General features: G+C 68.5%; 19 protein-coding genes. 8 read left to right on the forward strand and 11 right to left on the reverse strand.

All coding sequences use genetic code 11. From position 1 onward, the window contains the following. Positions 1-66: 66 nt before the first annotated feature. Both QP029_RS08255 and QP029_RS08260 read right to left on the reverse strand, forming a co-directional pair. Entirely contained in the window at positions 67-720 is a 654-nt protein-coding gene (locus QP029_RS08255; protein ID WP_284873866.1) for a 50S ribosomal protein L25/general stress protein Ctc, read from the reverse strand. A 175-nt stretch (positions 721-895) separates the two neighbouring features. Next, positions 896-1,276 (reverse strand): hypothetical protein, encoded by a 381-nt coding sequence (locus QP029_RS08260; RefSeq protein WP_284873867.1) that lies wholly within the window; start codon positions 1,274-1,276, stop codon positions 896-898. Between the two features lie 111 nt (positions 1,277-1,387). On the opposite strand from QP029_RS08260, the gene QP029_RS08265 reads away from it, so the two are divergent. Genes QP029_RS08265 through dmpG form a run of 4 tightly spaced genes read left to right on the forward strand, consistent with a single transcriptional unit; the run spans position 1,388 to position 5,097 of the window. Beyond that, positions 1,388-2,317, forward strand: coding sequence for a 3-carboxyethylcatechol 2,3-dioxygenase (locus tag QP029_RS08265; RefSeq protein WP_284873868.1), 930 nt, complete (start codon positions 1,388-1,390; stop codon positions 2,315-2,317). Positions 2,318-2,333: 16 nt separating this feature from the next. Beyond that, the gene (locus QP029_RS08270; protein ID WP_284873869.1) at positions 2,334-3,116 is read left to right on the forward strand and encodes a 2-keto-4-pentenoate hydratase; all 783 of its coding nucleotides are present in this window, start codon (positions 2,334-2,336) and stop codon (positions 3,114-3,116) included. Positions 3,117-3,143: 27 nt separating this feature from the next. After that, the gene (locus QP029_RS08275; RefSeq protein ID WP_284873870.1) at positions 3,144-4,067 is read left to right on the forward strand and encodes an acetaldehyde dehydrogenase (acetylating); all 924 of its coding nucleotides are present in this window, start codon (positions 3,144-3,146) and stop codon (positions 4,065-4,067) included. A gap of 16 nt (positions 4,068-4,083) precedes the next feature. After that, a complete protein-coding gene (dmpG, locus tag QP029_RS08280) occupies positions 4,084-5,097 on the forward strand; it encodes a 4-hydroxy-2-oxovalerate aldolase (RefSeq protein WP_284873871.1) in 1,014 nt (337 codons plus the stop codon). Between the two features lie 5 nt (positions 5,098-5,102). Here the strand turns inward: dmpG and QP029_RS08285 are convergent, their stop codons facing one another. The 3 genes from QP029_RS08285 to QP029_RS08295 form a co-directional block, all read right to left on the reverse strand. Next, the gene (locus QP029_RS08285) at positions 5,103-5,426 is read right to left on the reverse strand and encodes an IclR family transcriptional regulator C-terminal domain-containing protein (RefSeq protein WP_284876196.1); all 324 of its coding nucleotides are present in this window, start codon (positions 5,424-5,426) and stop codon (positions 5,103-5,105) included. Beyond that, entirely contained in the window at positions 5,308-6,441 is a 1,134-nt protein-coding gene (locus tag QP029_RS08290) for an MFS transporter (protein WP_284873872.1), read from the reverse strand. Before QP029_RS08290 ends, QP029_RS08285 begins: the two co-directional genes overlap by 119 nt. Positions 6,442-6,630: 189 nt before the next feature. Further along, the gene (locus QP029_RS08295; RefSeq protein ID WP_432418664.1) at positions 6,631-7,251 is read right to left on the reverse strand and encodes a DNA alkylation repair protein; all 621 of its coding nucleotides are present in this window, start codon (positions 7,249-7,251) and stop codon (positions 6,631-6,633) included. Between the two features lie 18 nt (positions 7,252-7,269). Here QP029_RS08295 and QP029_RS08300 point away from each other — a divergent pair, with 18 nt between their 5' ends. Next, entirely contained in the window at positions 7,270-8,391 is a 1,122-nt protein-coding gene (locus QP029_RS08300) for an MFS transporter (protein ID WP_284873873.1), read from the forward strand. On the opposite strand, the gene QP029_RS08305 is transcribed toward QP029_RS08300, so the two are convergent. From QP029_RS08305 to QP029_RS08325, 5 genes are all read right to left on the reverse strand, one after another. Further along, complete coding sequence (locus QP029_RS08305) at positions 8,388-9,047, reverse strand: Fic/DOC family protein (protein ID WP_284873874.1); 660 nt, start codon at positions 9,045-9,047, stop codon at positions 8,388-8,390. The genes QP029_RS08300 and QP029_RS08305 overlap by 4 nt on opposite strands. After that, positions 9,034-9,228 carry an antitoxin VbhA family protein gene (locus tag QP029_RS08310; RefSeq protein ID WP_284873875.1) on the reverse strand — a complete coding sequence of 65 codons (195 nt, stop codon included), beginning with the start codon at positions 9,226-9,228 and terminating at the stop codon, positions 9,034-9,036. Before QP029_RS08310 ends, QP029_RS08305 begins: the two co-directional genes overlap by 14 nt. A 139-nt stretch (positions 9,229-9,367) precedes the next feature. Continuing rightward, positions 9,368-10,345 carry a ribose-phosphate diphosphokinase gene (locus QP029_RS08315; RefSeq protein WP_284873876.1) on the reverse strand — a complete coding sequence of 326 codons (978 nt, stop codon included), beginning with the start codon at positions 10,343-10,345 and terminating at the stop codon, positions 9,368-9,370. Positions 10,346-10,354: 9 nt separating this feature from the next. Continuing rightward, a complete protein-coding gene (gene glmU, locus QP029_RS08320; RefSeq protein ID WP_284873877.1) occupies positions 10,355-11,827 on the reverse strand; it encodes a bifunctional UDP-N-acetylglucosamine diphosphorylase/glucosamine-1-phosphate N-acetyltransferase GlmU in 1,473 nt (490 codons plus the stop codon). 55 nt (positions 11,828-11,882) lie between these two features. After that, on the reverse strand, positions 11,883-13,130 hold the full coding sequence (locus QP029_RS08325; protein ID WP_284873878.1) for an MFS transporter: 1,248 nt from the start codon (positions 13,128-13,130) through the stop codon (positions 11,883-11,885). A 121-nt stretch (positions 13,131-13,251) separates the two neighbouring features. On the opposite strand from QP029_RS08325, the gene QP029_RS08330 reads away from it, so the two are divergent. From QP029_RS08330 to QP029_RS08340, 3 genes are read left to right on the forward strand one after another with little or no spacing between them, the layout of a single operon-like run. Then, positions 13,252-14,283 carry an isopenicillin N synthase family dioxygenase gene (locus QP029_RS08330; RefSeq protein ID WP_284873879.1) on the forward strand — a complete coding sequence of 344 codons (1,032 nt, stop codon included), beginning with the start codon at positions 13,252-13,254 and terminating at the stop codon, positions 14,281-14,283. Beyond that, positions 14,280-15,098 (forward strand): MetQ/NlpA family ABC transporter substrate-binding protein, encoded by an 819-nt coding sequence (locus tag QP029_RS08335; RefSeq protein WP_284873880.1) that lies wholly within the window; start codon positions 14,280-14,282, stop codon positions 15,096-15,098. Before QP029_RS08330 ends, QP029_RS08335 begins: the two co-directional genes overlap by 4 nt. Before the next feature lie 28 nt (positions 15,099-15,126). Then, positions 15,127-16,641, forward strand: coding sequence for a multicopper oxidase family protein (locus QP029_RS08340; RefSeq protein WP_432418665.1), 1,515 nt, complete (start codon positions 15,127-15,129; stop codon positions 16,639-16,641). Here QP029_RS08340 and QP029_RS08345 read toward each other — a convergent pair. Next, positions 16,638-17,303, reverse strand: coding sequence for a GntR family transcriptional regulator (locus QP029_RS08345; RefSeq protein WP_284873882.1), 666 nt, complete (start codon positions 17,301-17,303; stop codon positions 16,638-16,640). The genes QP029_RS08340 and QP029_RS08345 overlap by 4 nt on opposite strands. Positions 17,304-17,336 lie beyond the last annotated feature (33 nt).

The raw sequence follows: 17,336 nt of genomic DNA on the forward strand, positions 1-17,336 counted from the left end.
GACGACCCCCGTCCGGGCTGCGCGGGGCAGCTCGGACGGGGGTCGGACCAGGAAGCGGGGAGTGGTCTACTCCTCGCCCTCGCCGGTGGTCTCCGGTGCGGACTCGGAGCCCTCCTCGCCGGCGATCTCTTCCTTGCCGGCGCCTTCCTCGGTGGCGTCGGTCTCCTCCGGCTCCTCCTCCGGGACGGTGATGGAGACGATGAGGGTCTCCGGATCGGCGACCAGGGTGACACCCTCCGGGAGGGTGACGTTCTCGGCGTAGATCTTGTCTTCCAGACCCAGGTCCTCGACAGAGACGGTGAAGGAGTCCGGGATCTCCAGGACGTCAGCCTCGACGAGGATGACGTCGGCATCCTGGACGTACATCAGGCCCGGCTCCGGCTCGCCCTCGACCTCGACCGGGACCTCGACCTCGACGCGCTCGCCGCGCTTGATGGCGAGCATGTCGACGTGGTCGATGTCGAAGGTGAGGACGTTCTGGTCGACGTGCTTGACCATCGTGAGGTGCTTCTCGCCGTCGATGTCGAACTCGACGATGGCGTTCGCGCCGTCGTTACGCACGACAGCGGTGAACTCGAGACGGTCCACGGAGAAGTGGACGTTCTCGGTGGCGCCGGAGTAGATGACGCCGGGGATGCGGCCGTCACGACGCAGGCGGCGGGCGAAGCCCTTGCCGAACTCTTCACGGGCGGTAGCGGTCAGGGTGGGGTACTTGGCCATGTGGTGCTCCTGTAATTGGTGCGGCCGCGCCCCTGAAAGAACAAAGGCCCGCGACCGACTCTGGTGCAAGGAAATGAACGTGTCCTCGTCGAGTCATCGCAGGCTGAAAACCATGTGAATCGCAATCGCGTCGATAACGGCCCCAGAAGGCCCTCGCCGAGACGCTGCCAATCTATCACCGGTCGGCGGGAGGTTCCAAAACCGGCGGCTCAAAAATGCTGGACAGACACGAGTTCACGCCGTCGACCCGGGTCTCGAACAGCTCGATCCTCATCGTGCGGGAACCGTCCCAGTAGAAGCGGTCCTCGCCCGACAGGGTGAGCGTCAGCACCAGGCCGTCAACCTGCCACTGCACGTCAGCCGCCGCGAACCCGTGCTCCTCATCATCCGGCTGGATCCACACCATCCCCGCCGGATCCTCCGGGCCCCGACTGAGCAGCAGCGACCTCGGTGGCGTGTTACCCGAGAAGCTGAAGGTGAACACCATGGTGAAAACATCGGGCCGATCGGTTTCGTTGTCCAGGTAGATGTCCAACGGCGAATAGATCCGTTCCATGCGACAAGAATAGGCCGTTCCGGGGAACGGGACGATCCCACTCCGGGTGAGTGATCCTCCCTACACTCAGGCCCAGCTACCCGACCGACCACACATTTCAGGAGCAATCACATGAGCGTCGCACTGCTGGCCATGTCCCACAGCCCGCTGCTGGGCATCAACGACCCCCAGCCCGATGTCGCGTCCGCGCTGGAGGAGTCGTTCGAGACCGCCCGCCGCACCATCGCGGACTACGACCCGGATCTGGTCCTGGTGTTCACCCCGGACCACTTCAACGGCTTCTTCTACACCCTCCTCCCGCAGTTCTGCGTCGGGTACGCCGCCGAATCCATGGGCGACTACAAGACCACCGCCGGTCCCTTCGACGTCCCCGTGGAACTGGCCGAGGACCTCGGCCAGTTCATCATCGATCAGGGCGTGGACGTGGCCATCTCCCGTGAGATGGTCATCGATCATGGCGGTGCCCAGCCGGTGGAGCTCATGTTCGGTTCCCTCACCGCCAAGCCGGTCATCCCGATCTTCGTCAACGGTGTGGCCCACCCCTTCGCGGCGATGGAGCGGATCCGCCTGCTCGGCGAGGCCGTGGGCACGTGGGCGGCCAACCTGGACAAGAAGGTCCTCATGATCGCCTCCGGTGGCCTGTCCCATGACCCGCCGCTGCCGCGCTGGGCCGAGGCGACCGACGCCCAGAAGGAGTTCCTGCTCCACGGCCACCCCGACCAGGCCGACCGCGACGCCCGTGAGGCACGCGTCATCGCCGCCGGCAAGGCCAACGCCGCCGAGACCGGGATCATCGACATCAACCCGGAGTGGGACCAGAAGTTCATGGCGGACTGCGCCTCCGCTGATCCGGCCCGCTTCGACCACTACACCGCCGCCCAGATGGCCGAGGACGCCGGAAACTCCTCCCACGAGGTCCGCACCTGGGTCGCCGGTTTCTCCGCGCTCGCCGCCGCCAACGGCGGGTACCAGGTGGAGTACGAGTTCTACCGGCCGATTCCCGAGTTCGTCGCCGGCTTCGGCCTCATGATCGCCCGATAAGGAAAGGACAGTGACCATGACCGCAGACAATGTCCTCGACGGCGTCGCCAAGGATCTGCTCGACGCCTACCGCACCGGTGACCCCATCGCGCCCCCGCGTGAGACCGTCGACGGGCTTGACCTCGACGGCGCATACCGGATCCAGCAGCTCCAGGAGCAGGCCTTCATTGACGCCGGCCGCACCGTCGTCGGCCGCAAGATCGGTCTGACCTCCCTGGCCATGCAGCAGCAGTTGGGCGTGGACAGCCCCGACTTCGGCTTCTTCACCGACGACCTGGTCTTTGCCGACGGCGCCGACATCGAGGTCTCCCGCTTCATCGCCCCGAAGGTGGAACCCGAACTCGCCTTCATCCTCGGCAGTGACCTCGCTGCCGACGCCACGATCGAGGACGTCCACGCCGCCATCGCCTCCACCCACCTGGCGGTGGAGATCATCGACTCCCGCGTCCGGGACTGGGACATCCGCCTGGTGGACACCGTCGCCGACAACGCCTCCTGCGGCGCCGTCATCCTCGACCGCACCCCCGTCGACGTCTCCCTCGAGGACCTCCCGAAGGTCACCGCGGAGATGAGCATCGGTGGCGACCTGGCCGGCTCCGGCACCGGCTCCGACGTCATGGGCCACCCGCTGGCACCCCTGCACTGGCTCGCCGGCGTCCTCGGGGAGCAGGGAGTTCCGCTCAAGGCCGGCGACATCGTCCTCACCGGCAGCTTCTGCGGTGCCACCCCCGTCGTCGCCGGCCAGCGCGTCGACGTCGACTACGGGCCCTACGGCCGACTGTCCGCGACGTTCATCTAAGTCCTCATTTCACTGAAGAAGGTTCACATGTCTCTCAAGCTCACGGCCGCTATCGTCGGCCCCGGCAACATCGGCACCGACCTGCTGATCAAGCTGCTCAACAATTCCAAGAACATCGAACCCATCTACATGGTCGGCGTCGACCCCGAGTCCGACGGCCTGCGCCGTGCCCGCGATCTCGGAGTCACCACCTCCCACGAAGGTGTGGACTGGCTGGTTCAGCAGGATCCGAAGCCGGACCTGGTGTTCGAGGCGACCTCCGCCAAGGCACACGAGGCCAACGCCCCGAAGTACCGCGAGGCCGGCATCCGCGCCATCGACCTCACCCCGGCCGCCGTCGGCCCGTACCTGTGCCCGTCCGTCAACCTGGATGATCTCAGCACCGTCGACAACGTCAACATGATCACCTGTGGCGGACAGGCCACCACGCCGATCGTCAAGGCCGTCTCCTCTGTGGTGCCGGTCGAGTACGCCGAGGTCGTCTCCTCCATCGCCTCCAAGTCCGCCGGCCCGGGCACCCGCGCCAACATCGACGAATTCGTGGAGACCACCTCTTCCGCCCTGGAGAAGCTCGGCGGGGCGAAGAAGGGCAAGGTCGTCATCGTCCTCAACCCGGTCGAGCCGCCCATGATGATGCGCAACACCGTCTACTGCGCCCTCCCGGCCGAAGCCGGCGTCCCCGGCGAACTGCAGGACCGCGTCCGCGAGTCCATCGAGACCATGGTGGAGAACGTCAAGGCCTACGTGCCCGGCTACCGCCTCACTGCGGAGCCGCAGTTCGACGAGGCCCGCGACGACTGGAACGGCTGGGCCCGCGTCACCGTCCTCATCGAGGTCAAGGGCGCCGCCGACTACCTGCCGGACTTCGCCGGCAACCTCGACATCATCACGTCCGCAGCGGTCGCCACCGCCGACAAGTACGCCGAGCTGCTCACCGCGGCCGCCAAGTAACAGGGGAAACGACATCATGACCAAGATCAGGCTCAACGACACCACCCTGCGCGACGGCTCCCACGCCGTCCGACATCAGTACACCGAACAGCAGGTCCGCACCATCGTCCGGGCGCTGGATGACGCGGGCGTCGAGATGCTCGAAGTCACCCACGGCGACGGCCTCGGTGGCTCCACCTTCAACTACGGCTTCTCCCACACCTCGGACCTCGACCTCATCGAGGCTGCGGTCGACGAGGCGAAGAACGCCAAGATCGCGGCACTCCTCCTGCCGGGCGTGGGCACCATCCACGACCTCAAGGAAGCACAGAAGCGGGGCATTTCCCTGGTGCGCATCGCCACCCACTGTTCCGAGGCGGACGTGTCCATCCAGCACTTCCAGGCCGCCCGCGAACTCGGCCTGGAGACCGGCGGATTCCTCATGCTCTCCCACCGCCTTGAGCCCGCCGAGCTGGCCAAGCAGGCCCGCATCATGGTCGATGCCGGCTGCCAGTGCGTCTTCGTCGTCGACTCCTCCGGTTACCTGGTGATGGAGGGTGCCGCCGACCGCGTCAAGGCGCTCGTCGACGAGATCGGCGATGACGCCCAGGTCGGTTTCCACGGCCACCAGAACCTCGGCTTCGGTGTGGCCAACTCGCTGCTCGCCGTCCGCAACGGTGCCACCCAGATCGACGGCACCCTCTACGGCCTCGGCGCTGGCGCGGGTAACGCCCCGCTCGAGGTCCTGGCCACCGTGTTCGACCGCCTGGGCATCGACATCGGCGGCGTCGACCCGGCTGCCCTGCAGAACGCGGCCGAGGACGTGCTCAAGCCGATGGTCGATCGTCTGCCGATGATGGACCGCGGCTCCATCGTCCAGGGCCAGATGGGCGTGTACAACTCGTTCCTCTTCCACGCCGAGCGTGCGCAGGACCGTTACGGCGTGCCCGCCGCCGACATCCTCCGCGAGGTCGGCCGCCGTGGCTATGTCGGTGGCCAGGAGGACATGATCATCGACGTCGCCGTCGACCTGCAGAAGCAGAACGCCTGAGAGAGCTACTCCCGGACCGCCGCCTTGTAGGCCTTGGGCGCCGCCGCGGTGATCCGGCGTAGCCCGGGAATGTGGTCCTCGGCCGTGAACGTCGCCGTGGGGCCTGACACCGACATCGCCGCGACGGGAACCGGGCCCCGCCCGAAGATCGGCGCCGCCACACAGCTCAGCCCGGCCGAGATCTCCTCCCGGTCGTAGGCCAGCCCCTCCTCACGGACCTGGGCGAGTACCTGACGGAACTCGTCCGGGTCCGTGATCGTGTTCCGGGTCCACCTGGAGAACCCCTTCTCGATGGTCCGTTCCGTCAGATTCTCGTCCCACGCCATGATCGCCTTGCCCACCCCGGTGGCGTACCCGGGGACCCGCCCGCCGATCCGTGAGGTGGCCGAGGTAGGGCATGAGGAACAGGGCGCCGACGGAACCCACCGTCATCATCATCAGGGCGGAGGAGCGGGAGACGGGGTCGGCCGTGTCGGCGGTGCTGTCCACGATGAACGGGACCAGGAAGGCCGCCTGCAGGCCCTGCAGGAAGAGGCTGGCCATTCCGGCGACGGCTCCGATGAAGATCTCGCGCGGGGACTCCTTGAACAGGCGGACGATCGGGATACCGGTCTGGACCTTGCCGGCCTTGCGGGCGGCCTCGAACTCCGGGGACTCCTTGACGCGGCTGCGCAGGTACAGGCCGATGATGACGATGGCCGCGGAGAACAGGAACGGGATGCGCCAACCCCAGTCGGTGACGAAGTACTTCTCGGGGTTGGCGAAGTTGTCACCGGAGATGGCGGCGAAGATGGCGAGGACCAGCGTGGACAGGATCATGCCCGCCGGCCCGCCGGCGATGGCCAGGGATGCGCCGAAGCCCTTGTTCTTCTCCGTGGCGTGCTCCATGGACATCAGTGCCGCACCGGCCCACTCGCCGCCGATGGCCACACCCTGGAGGAGGCGGAGGATGACCAGGAGGATGGGTGCGATGACACCGATGTGGTTGGCGGAGGGCAGTAGGCCGATGGTGATGGACACGAAGCCCATGACCATCAGGGTGATCACCAGGACGTTCTTGCGCCCGTACTTGTCACCGAAGTGGCCGAAGGCGATGGAGCCGATGGGGCGGGCGATGTAGCCGATGAGCAGGATGGCGAACGAGATCGTCGTACCCATCAGCGGCGTGAGATTGCCGAAGAACATCTGCGGGAACACGAGGCCGGCGGCGGCCGCGTAGAGCAGGAAGTCGTACATCTCGACAGTGCTGCCGAGGAAGCTGGAGGCCATGGCGCGGCGGCGTTCTTTAGGGTCGCGGTGGGGCTCGGCGGCCGGTACCTCGGCGATGGAGGAAGTGTGGGTCATGGGGCGCTCCTAGGGGAGGGGCAGGGGGAGTGACATGTGGTCTGCGTCTTAACTCGCGCGGAGTGGGATCAGCGCGACTGACGTGGACTCTATGTCCTGGGTCACAGGAGGCCGAGAGTTGTTCCGAAGAGTGGAACATGCGGTTCCCGCCCTGACCGGGGAGCATTCCCTGCCGGCAGAATGCTCAGCTCAGAGGTACTTCGACCCCTCCCGCCGGCTCAGGGCTGACACCTCATGCGAGGCCAGGAATCCCCGGACCCATGTGGGGTCCGTCTTGGAGTAGTCGCGTAGCGCCCAACCGATGGCCTTGTCGATGAAGAACTCGCCGGAGCCCAGGTTTGCGGCCAGGATGTCGCCGAGCAGGTCCGTGTCTGTCTCTACCCGGCGGCCGAGCTGGTGGAGGATGGCCACGCGTCGTACCCACAGATTCTCGTCGACCGCCCAGGCCCCCATGTCGGCCGGTGAGGCCACGGCGCCGATGGGTTTTGCCAGGGCGTCGACGGTGTCCCACCACGGCTTCGTCGTCACCAGCGTCCGGAGCCGGGGCAGATCCTCACCCGTCAGCGTTACCTTTTTAAGGTGGTCGCAGGCGACGTACTGGTATTCGCGTTCGGGGCGGGCCCAGCAGGCGTCGACAAGATCCCAGTCGACGGTGCGGGGCAGCAGGGCCTGGACGGCCGCCCGCCGGGCGGGCGTGGGGATGCCCAGGAAGGGGTACTGGTCGCGCAGGTAGGACGCCATGCCGACGGCGCGGGTGGGGTCGGCGAGGGGGAGGAGGGCGGCGTCGATAAGCGTGACGGTGGCGGGCACGGCCTAAGTTTAGGTGTCATGAGGAGACTGCAGATGGCGGCGATCTACGTCGGCGGATTCGTCGGGCCGTTCACGGGTCAGGCGTTGGCGGTGGTGCTGCCGGAGTTCGCGGAGACGTTCGGGATCAGTGTCGGCCAGGCGGCGTGGACGATGTCGGCGTACCTGTTCCCGTTCGCCGCGATGCTGCTGGTCTCCGCGCGGCTGGTCCGGCGGATCCATCCGCACCGGGTGGTGCTCACGGCGTATGCGGTGACGCTGCCGATGGCGTTGCTGCTGCTCATCACCCCGTCGTGGGGGCTGTTCCTGGCGGCGTACGCGACGATCGGCATCGCCAACGCGTTCACCACTCCGGTGCTGCAGAACATGCTCCGGGAGCTGTCCCCGCCGGAGAAACTGGGGTCGGCACTGGGGACGTACGCGGCGATGCAGTCGCTGGGCATGTTGTCGGCGCCGTTGGTGTCGGGTCTGTCCAGCCTGGTCACGTGGCGGCTGGCGTTCCTGGTCACGGCGGCGGCCGCGGCCTATGTGCTCATCGTGCGGCTGCCGGTCGTCCCGCCGCCGGCGGCCTCGCCGCAGAAGGTGGTCGGCCGGGTGCGTTGGGTGCCCACGCTGGTGCACATGGTCACCAGCTTTGTCGTCGGCGTGGGCATCATCGGCCTGGGGTTTCTCACGTCGCTGCAGGTTGGCGACGCGTTCGGGCTCGGCCCGGTGGGGCGTGGCCTGGTGGTCATGTGCGGTGGCACGGCGGCGTTCTTCGCCTCCCGGAGGATCGGGGCGATGGCGGACCGCTACGGGGTGAAGGCGGTGCTGGTGAGCAGCGGCCTGCTCGCGGCGGTGGCGCTGTCGATCCTGCCGGTCGCCCCGTGGGCGTGGGTGGCGGCGCTGGCGTGGGCGGCGGCGGTCATGGCGGCGCAGGGGATGCAGGCCACGGTCAACCTCGCGGTGATCAACGCGCCGGGCGGGTCCTCGCTCATCTCCACGGTGCAGGCGTTCCGCTTCGGCGGCTCGGCGGCGGCACCGGTGCTGTTCCTGCCGATCTACCTGGGTATCGGCGGGGCGGCGTTCTGGGTGTCGGCGGCCGCCCTCGTGCTGGCGGCGGTGGCGCAGCAACTCGTCCGCGCCCCGAGGGCCTCCAGCTAGGACTCGTCGGGGTGCAGCCGGAACGCCAGGCGGTCCGGATCCCGGTCGTCGACCACGGGGCCGATGACCACCTCCTCGAACATCGCGATGAGCAGGCTGCGGTCCTGGTCCTCGCAGGCGACCTGGCAGGCGGTGTCGTTGACGGAGCCGTGGACGCGCCGCCAGTCGAGCTGCCACCCGGCGTCACGGGCGACCCGGCTCCAGAACAGCCGCTGGACCCGGCCGTTGCCCTCCCGGAACGGGTGGATGTAGTTGACCTGGTCGTAGTGGTAGGCCAGGCGGGCGATGAAGCGGTCCCGGTCGAGGCCACGTAGGCCGTTCTCCTCCTGCAGCTCGCCGGCGGCGACGGCCGCGGCGTGCCGGATCATCGGCACCGGCAGGAAGGGTTCGCGGCGGCCGGCACTCTTGCGCAGGTCGACGGTGCGCAGTTCGCCTGCCCAGTCGTAGACGTCCTGGAAGAGGTGGCGGTGGATGGTGCGCAGCTCGTCGAGGTCGTTGGTGCGCTCGGGCGGGTTGTCCAGCAGCTGGAGCATCCGGACGAATGACAGATCGCCCTCAGCGTGGTTGAGGGCGATCTTGGTGGACGCGCCCACCAGGTTCTTCAGCACCCCGGTGGTCGGGTCGATGTAGGGGTCGTGGCTGTCAGCGGAGGCCATGGCGGGCCCGCGCGCGGGTGACCAGCTCGTCCGAGGTGATGGCGCCGGCGATGTACTCCTCGGCGTCAGCCCGGGTCGCAGGCGTCACGTCCACGCCCTCCATGGCCCCGTTGTGCAGGGCCAGGGAGACTCGTCGCTGTCGTTCGGTCCGTGTGGTGGGGCGGGTGACTGTTATTCCCATGCACCATCCCTTCAGGTCGTTTCCGCCATTCTACCGCAGGAGACGCGTCACCCCGTGCGTGACGACGCCCCGCCTCCCGCCCGCCGCACGCAGGCGCGGCGGTGGGGGAGACGGGGCGTCGATACGCGGGGGAGGGGGCTTAAGCCTCGCCCTCGAAGAGGGTGGTCACGGAGCCGTTCTCGAAGATCTCCTTGATGGTGCGGGCCAGCAGCGGGGCGATGGACAGGACGGTGAGGTTCTTCCAACCCTCGGTGGACTGCGGGAGGGTGTCGGTGGTGATGACCTCCTCAGCGCCGCACTCGGAGAGACGCTCCCGGGCCGGGTCGGAGAACACGCCGTGGGTGCAGGCGATGAGGACCGACTTCGCACCGGCCTCCTTGAGCACGCGGACGGCACCGGCGATGGTGCCGCCGGTGTCGATCATGTCGTCGAGGAGGATGCAGTCCTTGCCCTCGACGTCACCGACGACACGGTTGGACACGACCTTGTTGGCCACGTCCACGCTGCGGGTCTTGTGCACGAAGGCCATCGGCGCGTCACCGAGGGTGTTGGCCCACTTCTCGGCGACCTTGACGCGGCCGGCGTCGGGGGAGACGACACACAGGTTGTCCAGGGAGTACTTCTGGGTGATGTAGTCCGTGAGGATCGGCATGGCGTGCATGTGGTCGACCGGGCCGTCGAAGAAGCCCTGGATCTGGTCGGTGTGCAGGTCGACGGAGACGATGCGGTCCGCGCCGGCGGCGAGCAGCAGGTCGGCGACGAGGCGGGCGGAGATCGGCTCGCGGCCGCGGTGCTTCTTGTCCTGGCGGGCGTAGGGGTAGAACGGCAGGATCGCGGTGATGCGCTTGGCGGAGCCACGCTTGAGCGCGTCGATCATGATCAGCTGTTCCATCAGCCACTTGTTCAGCGGCTGGGTGTGGGACTGGATGACGAAGCAGTCCGCGCCACGCACCGACTCCTCGAAGCGGATGAAGATCTCGCCGTTGGCGAAGTCCCGGGCGGTGGTGGGGGTGAGCTCGTAGCCGAGCTCCTGGGCCACCGCTTCGCCGAGCTCCGGGTGCGCACGCCCGGAGAACAGCATCATGTTTTTGTGGCTCTCGGTCCAGTGGGCAGTCATGGTCGCCGCTTAACCTTCCTGGTCGGTGTCGTCATGGGAAGCTGTGTTCTCCCGGGCGGCCCGGGCGGCCTCCGCCGCCGGAGTGCCCGGCCGCTTCTTCTCGACCCAGCCCTCGATGGTGCGCTGCGGCCCGCCGGACACGACGAGCGCTCCCGGGGGAACGTCCTCACGAATGACAGTACCCGCCCCCGAGTACGCGCCATCACCCACGGTCACCGGAGCGATGAACATGGTGTCCGAGCCGGTCCGCACGTGGGAACCGATGGTGGTGTGGTGCTTGTTCACCCCGTCGTAGTTGACGAAGACGGAGGAGGCGCCGATGTTGGTCTCCTCACCGACGGTGGCGTCGCCGATGTAGGTCAGGTGCGGCACCTTGGAACCCCGGCCGATCCGGGCGTTCTTCGCCTCGACGAAGCCGCCGAGCTTGCCCTTCTCGCCGAGGACGGTGCCGGGCCGGATGTAGGTGAACGGGCCGACGGTGGCGTCCTCGCCGACGGCGGAACGCTCACCGTGGGTGCGGATGACCGAGGCCCCGCGCCCGACGGTCATGTCGGTGAGGGTGGTGTCCGGGCCGATGACGGCGTTGTCGCCGATGGAGGTCGCCCCCCACAGCTGAGTACCCGGGTGGATGACCACGTCCTGCCCGACGGTGACGTTGACGCCGATGAAGGTGGTCGCAGGGTCGATGACCGTGGCGCCACCCCGCATCGCGGCCTCGACGGTGCGACGGTTGAGCTCGCGGGCGGCCTCGGCCAGCTGCACCCGGTCGTTGACCCCGGCGAGTTCGCGCGGGTCGTCGGCGACATGGGCGCGGACAGCGTGGCCGGCCTCGCGGGCGATGCCGAGGACGTCGGTGAGGTAGAGCTCGCCCTGCGCGTTGTCGGAGTCCAGCCTGGTCAGGGCGTCCCGCAGGATCGCCCCGTCGAAGGCGAACACGCCGGAGTTGACCTCGGTGATGGCCTTCGTGGCCTCGTCGGCGTCCTTCTGCTCGACGATGGCGGTGACGTCCCCGGCGTTGTTGCGGACGATGCGGCCGTAACCGGTCGGGTCATCCTGCCGCATGCTCAGGACGGTGACGGCCGCGCCGGAGTCGTCGTGGGCGGTCAGCAGGGCCCCGATGGTCTCGGCGGTGAGCAGCGGGACATCGCCGTTGGTGACGATGACGGTGCCGTCGAAGTCCGGGATCGGCTCCAGGCCGCACTGGACGGCGTGGCCGGTGCCGTTCTGCTCGGCCTGCACGGCCTGGAGCACCTCACGGTCCAGTTCCGCAGCGACGGCCTCGACGGCCGGGGCCACCTGGTCACGCTGGTGACCCACCACCGCGACGATGCGCTCCGGGTTGATCCCGGCGGCGGCGTGGAGGGCGTGCGACAGGAGGCTGCGCCCGCCGATCTCGTGGAGGGTCTTCTGCTTCGCGGACTTCATGCGGGTGCCGGCGCCGGCTGCCAGCACGACGACGGCACAGTTGGTGGAGGTGGGCACGGGTGGGGCGCTCCTTTGTGGGGTGGGACTCGCGTTCCGGTCCAGCATAACGCCCTCAGGCAGGCGTGGCGGAGACATCCTTCAGGCGGCGTGCGGCGACGATTCCGACCAGTCCGACGGCCGCCAGGAAGACCAGTGCCGCGGAGGACCCCGCCTGGGCGACCACGCCCGAGACCGCGCCGACGAGCAGGAGGATGACCCCCATGAGGGTGTTGGCGGCCCCGACGTAGCGGGTGCGCTGGTCGCCCTCGGCCATGTCGACGATGTAGGTCTTGCGGGCCACCCGCACCGCGGTGTGGGCGAGGTTGACCAGGAAGAAGCCCACGGGGAACAGCCAGGCGGTGGCCTGGTTGGGCAGCCAGTGGGCGGCGGCGACCAGGCCGAGGAGGACGAGGGAGCCGACGCCGGCGCCGACGCTCATGACGGTGCGCGAGGAGGTGTCCGACCAGATCCCGGAGATCCGGCCACCCACCACGGCCGCCAGGCCGGAGGCGATGAGGAAGGCGCCCAGGCCGGTGAGGTCGTGGCCGATCTCCTGGCTCAGGGTGACGATGAACGCCGTCGACAACGCCGTGACCAGCAGCAGGGACCGGACGATGACGAACTGCCGGAACTCGCTGTCACCGGTGAACAGCTGCCAGGTGTCCGACCACCAGCTCCGGTCCATGCCCCGCGGCTCCACCTCGGAGACGGGTTCGTCGATGGTGTGGAAGACGACCGCCGCGACCGCCCACGCCGCGGCCGAGACGAAGATGAGGGTGGCCAGGATCCACGTGGGGACCGGGGTGCCCAACCACTCGAGGAACAGGCCCACGGCCAGGGCGACGGCGCCGCCGAGGGCGGTGGCGCGTCCGGTGATCCGGCCGCGCCGGCCCTTGGAGATGGTCCGTCCCTGGACGTCCTTCGAGGCGATGGAGCACAGGGAACGGAAGACGGCGAGGGCCGCGAGCAGGACGGTGACGGCGATGCCGAGGGGGGCGGCGTCGAGAAGCAGGGCGGCCAGGCCGATGAGGGCGGCGGCCACCGCCTGCCCGAGGGAACCGATGATCCAGATGCGCTTGCGGGAGCGCTGCGTGGTCACCCACGGGGTGAAGGCCGCCTGGGGGAGCATCGAGCCGGACTCGCGGATGGGCACGAGCAGGGCGATGAAGAAGCCCGGCGCGCCGGCGGCGCTGAGCAGCCAGGGCAGGACGGTCTTGGCGGCGACGATCTGGTCGCCGATGCCCTGCAGGCCGTTGGACCAGATGAATCGGCGGGCGTTGTGGTCCTCGCGGGGATCGACGTGTTTCCGGGTGGTCTCCACTGCTGCGTGCGTGCCCTTTCCTTGAGTTCCGTTGAGTAGCGTGAATAAAAATGGTGGACGTGATGGACCGCTCGGTCTAAGTTGGTGGACCAAGCAGTCTATATCCCGGAAGGAACCCACCATGAGCACACCGGACCACCACCAGGCGGCCTCCCTGCCGATCATCTCCCTGGCCCGGCTCATGCACGGGCCCGGACGCGACGAGGAGATCGCCCGACTGCGCCAGGTCACCCACGAGATCGGCTTCTTCTACCTCGCCGACCACGGCATCCCCGACGAGCTGTCGGCCGAGCTGTTCGACGTGGCCAAGGAGTTCTTCGCCCTCCCGCAGGAGCGGAAGGAGGAGATCGCCTTCACCGATAATCCGCACTACCGAGGGTACTCCCGCCTCGGCGAGGAACTGACCCAGGGCCTGACTGACTGGCGCGAACAGATCGACTACGGCGCCGACCGTCCCGCCCTCACCGAGGGGCTCACCGAGCATCCCTGGCGCATCCTCGAAGGACCCAACCCCTGGCCGAGTGCCCTGCCGCGGATGAAGCCGCTCATCAACGACTGGCAGGACCGGCTCTCCGACGTCGGCCTCGCCCTGCTGCGCGCCTGGGCCGAATCCCTCGGCCAGGCCCCCGACTACTTCGACGACATCTTCGACCACCCGCACCCGATGATGAAGCTGGCCCACTACCCGGCGCCCGCCAACGGGGAAGCCGGGCAGGGCGTCGGCGCCCACCACGACGCCGGCGTGCTCACCCTCCTGCTGCCCGAGGAGGGCTCCACCGGACTGCAGGTCATCCACGACGGGGAGTGGATCGACGTCGACGCGATCCCGGGCCTGTTCGTGGTCAACATCGGCGAACTCCTCGAGGCCGCCACCGACGGCTACCTCGTCTCCACCCCGCACCGCGTCCTGCCGTCCGCGCCGGGCACCTCGCGGTTCTCCATCCCCTTCTTCCTCACCCCCAACCTCGACGCCCGCTTCCCGCGCATCGACCTGCCCGCCGACCTCGCCGCCCAGGCCCGGGGGCTGGGCCGCGACATGAACGACCAGGAGATCTTCGACATCTCCGGCCTCAACACCCTCAAGTCGCGCCTGCGCGCCCACCCCGAGACCACCGCCCGCTACCACGCCGAACTCGCGGAGGTGTGGGCATGATCCGCGTATCGACGCCCCTCCGGCTCACCGCCGCCCTCCTCCTCACCGCCCCGCTGGCCGCCTGCTCCGCCGGCGCCGACCCCGACACCCTCGACGTCCTGGCCTCCTCCACTCCGCACGCCGAGATCCTCGAATGGGTCGACGAACAGCACGACGACATCTCCCTCGACATCAAGATCGTCACCGGCGGGCCCGAGGCGAACGCCGCCGTGGCCAACGGCTCCGTCGACGTCAACTACTTCCAGCACGAGCCCTACCTCCTCGACTGGGAGAACCAGACCGGCCAGGACGTGGAGATCCTCGCCCCCGTCCACATCGAACCGATGTCGCTGTACTCCACCGCCCACGACTCGATCGACGACATCCCCGACGGCTCCACCGTGGCTCTGCCCCGGAGTGGGTCCAACTTCGCCCGCGGCCTCCTCCTGCTCGCCGACCACGGCCTCATCACCCTCGACGCCGAGGCCGACCCGGCGGCCCTGTCCCAGATCACCCTGACCTCCGTGGTGGACAACCCGAAGAACCTTGACCTGGTGCCCGTCGAGGACGAGCTCGCCGCCCGCTCCCTCGACGACCCGTCCATCGCCGCGGCCGTGATCAACTCCAACTTCGCCATGGAGGCCGGACTCGACCTCGACGCCGACACCCTCATCACCGAACGTCCTGAGGGCAACCCCTACGCCAACATCCTCGTCGCCTCCGCCGAGGGGAAGGCCGATCCGCGGGTGGCCACGCTCGTCGACGCCGTCACCTCCACCGCCACCGCCGACTGGATCCGCGAAAAGTACGGCCACGCCGTCATCCCGGTGAACTAGCCTGGGAGGTATGAGCCAGCCTGCCCGGATGACCAGACGTACCTTCTTCCGCGGGGCGGCGGTGATACTCGGTGGCGTGGCCCTGGCCCCCGCGATCGCGGCGTGCACCACCTCCGACCAGCCTGAACCCCGCGGCTACGACGGTGACCCGCGCCCGCTGCCCATCCCGCCGCTGTACGAGGGTGAGATGGACGGTGACCGTCGGGTCTTCGCCCTGACCACCCGGGCGGGCCAGGCCGAGATCCTCCCCGGGGTGACCACCCCGACCTGGGGGTTCAACGGTGACGTCCTCGGCCCCACCCTCCGCGTCCGGCGCGGGGAGGACGTCCGCGTCGACATCACCAACGAGCTCGACGAGATGACCACCATCCACTGGCACGGCATGAAGCTGCCCGCCTGGGCCGACGGTGGTCCGCATTCCCCGATCGAACCCGGCGCCACCTGGTCCCCGGAGTGGACCGTCGACCAGCCCGCCGCCACCCTCTGGTACCACCCGCACCCGCACGAGAAGACAGCCCTGCACTGCTACCGCGGCCTGGCCGGCATGCTGCTCGTCGACGATGAGGTCACCGACCGCCTCGACCTGCCCGCCGAGTACGGCGTCGACGACATCCCCGTGGTCATCACCGACGCCACGTTTCACGACGACGGCCGCCTCGACGAGGAGATCGACCCCACCCTCGGCCTCCTCGGGGACACCCCGCTGGTCAACGGCATCACCAACGCCAGCTTCGCCGCCACCACCCGCCGCGTCCGCCTCCGGCTGCTCAACGGTGCCAGCATGCGCTTCCACCACCTCCAGCGTGCCGACGCCCGCCCCTTCCACGTCATCTCCTCCGATTCCGGCCTGCTCCCCGCACCGCAGGAGGTCGACTCCGTCCTCCTCAGCCCCGCCGAACGCGTGGACATCCTCGTCGACCTGGCACCGGGGGAGGAGACCATTCTCGAATCCGTCCCCCTGGACAACAACTTCGGCATCCCCGCCGGTGAGAACGTCACCGACTTCGGCTTCGGCGACTCCTTCACCCTCCTGACCGTCACCGGCCCCGGCGACAACGCCCCCGAGCCTTCCGCCGTGCCGACCACCCTCGACCCCAACGCCGAGGCCACCCCGGACGTCGGCTCCGCGGTCCGCCGGGAGTTCGCCCTCAACACCTTCCGCATCAACGACCAGCTCATGGACATGAACCGGGTCGACGTCACCATCGACCACCGCGACCCCGAGGTGTGGGTGGTCACCAACGAGAACTCCGACTGGCCCCACAACTTCCACATCCACAACGCCCGCTTCAAGGTCCTGTCCCTCGACGGCACCGACGTCACCGAGGTGCTCACCACCGGCTGGAAGGACACCGTCGCCCTGCCCCCGAACTCCACCGTGGAACTGGCCGTCGAGTTCGGCTGGCACCCCGACCCGGCCGTGCCGTACATGTTCCACTGCCACATGCTCCTCCACGAGGACGAGGGCATGATGGGCCAGTTCGTCATCGTCGAACCCGGCCAGGAAGCCGCACTCGAACCGATGTCGGGGCGCTCCCACTAGATGGAGTGGATCGCGGACTCCTTGAGCAGCCGCAGGCGGATGCGCTTGGCCGTCTCCATGTGGTCCCGGGCCAACTGCCGCGCGCGGTCCGCATCGCGTGCCTCAATGGCGGCGAGTAGGGCGGCATGTTCGTCCAACGACTCCGCCCACCGGTCGTTGACGGCGAGGGTCGGGCGAGGGGAGTGGATGAGATGGCTCTCCAGCCTCTCGAGCAGGTCGATGAGGACGGGGTTGTGTGTGGCCGTCCAGATCGCCTCGTGGAACTCCAGGTTGGTGCTCAGCATCTGGTGGTCCGTCGGATCCTTCAGGGCGCGGTCCCGGGCCAGCAGCCCCTCAAGCCGAAGGAGTTCGGAGAGCTGGTGGGACCGGGCCGCCTCCGCCGCGGCGGTGGCCTCGAGCGTGACCCGCAGGTCATACACCTGGATCACCCGCTCCGGATCGGTCCGGGGAATCTCCAGCCCCCGGTCCCGACGGACCAGCAGCTGTTCCTGCTGGAGTCGGGTGAGCACCGAGCGGATCGGGGTGCGGGACACCCCGAACCGCTGCGCCAGCGGGATCTCCTTGAACTGGGTGCCGGCCGGGTGTTGCCCGGTGAGGATCTCGTCGCGCAGCACCGTGAAGATCTGGTCGGTATCGATCTTTCGTTCTCGGGGCGCGCTCATGCTCATTCTCACTTTCATTCCGGTGCCCGGCAC

This window comes from Corynebacterium suedekumii (assembly GCF_030252185.1).
In the GTDB taxonomy this organism is placed as follows: Bacteria; Actinomycetota; Actinomycetes; order Mycobacteriales; family Mycobacteriaceae; genus Corynebacterium; species Corynebacterium suedekumii.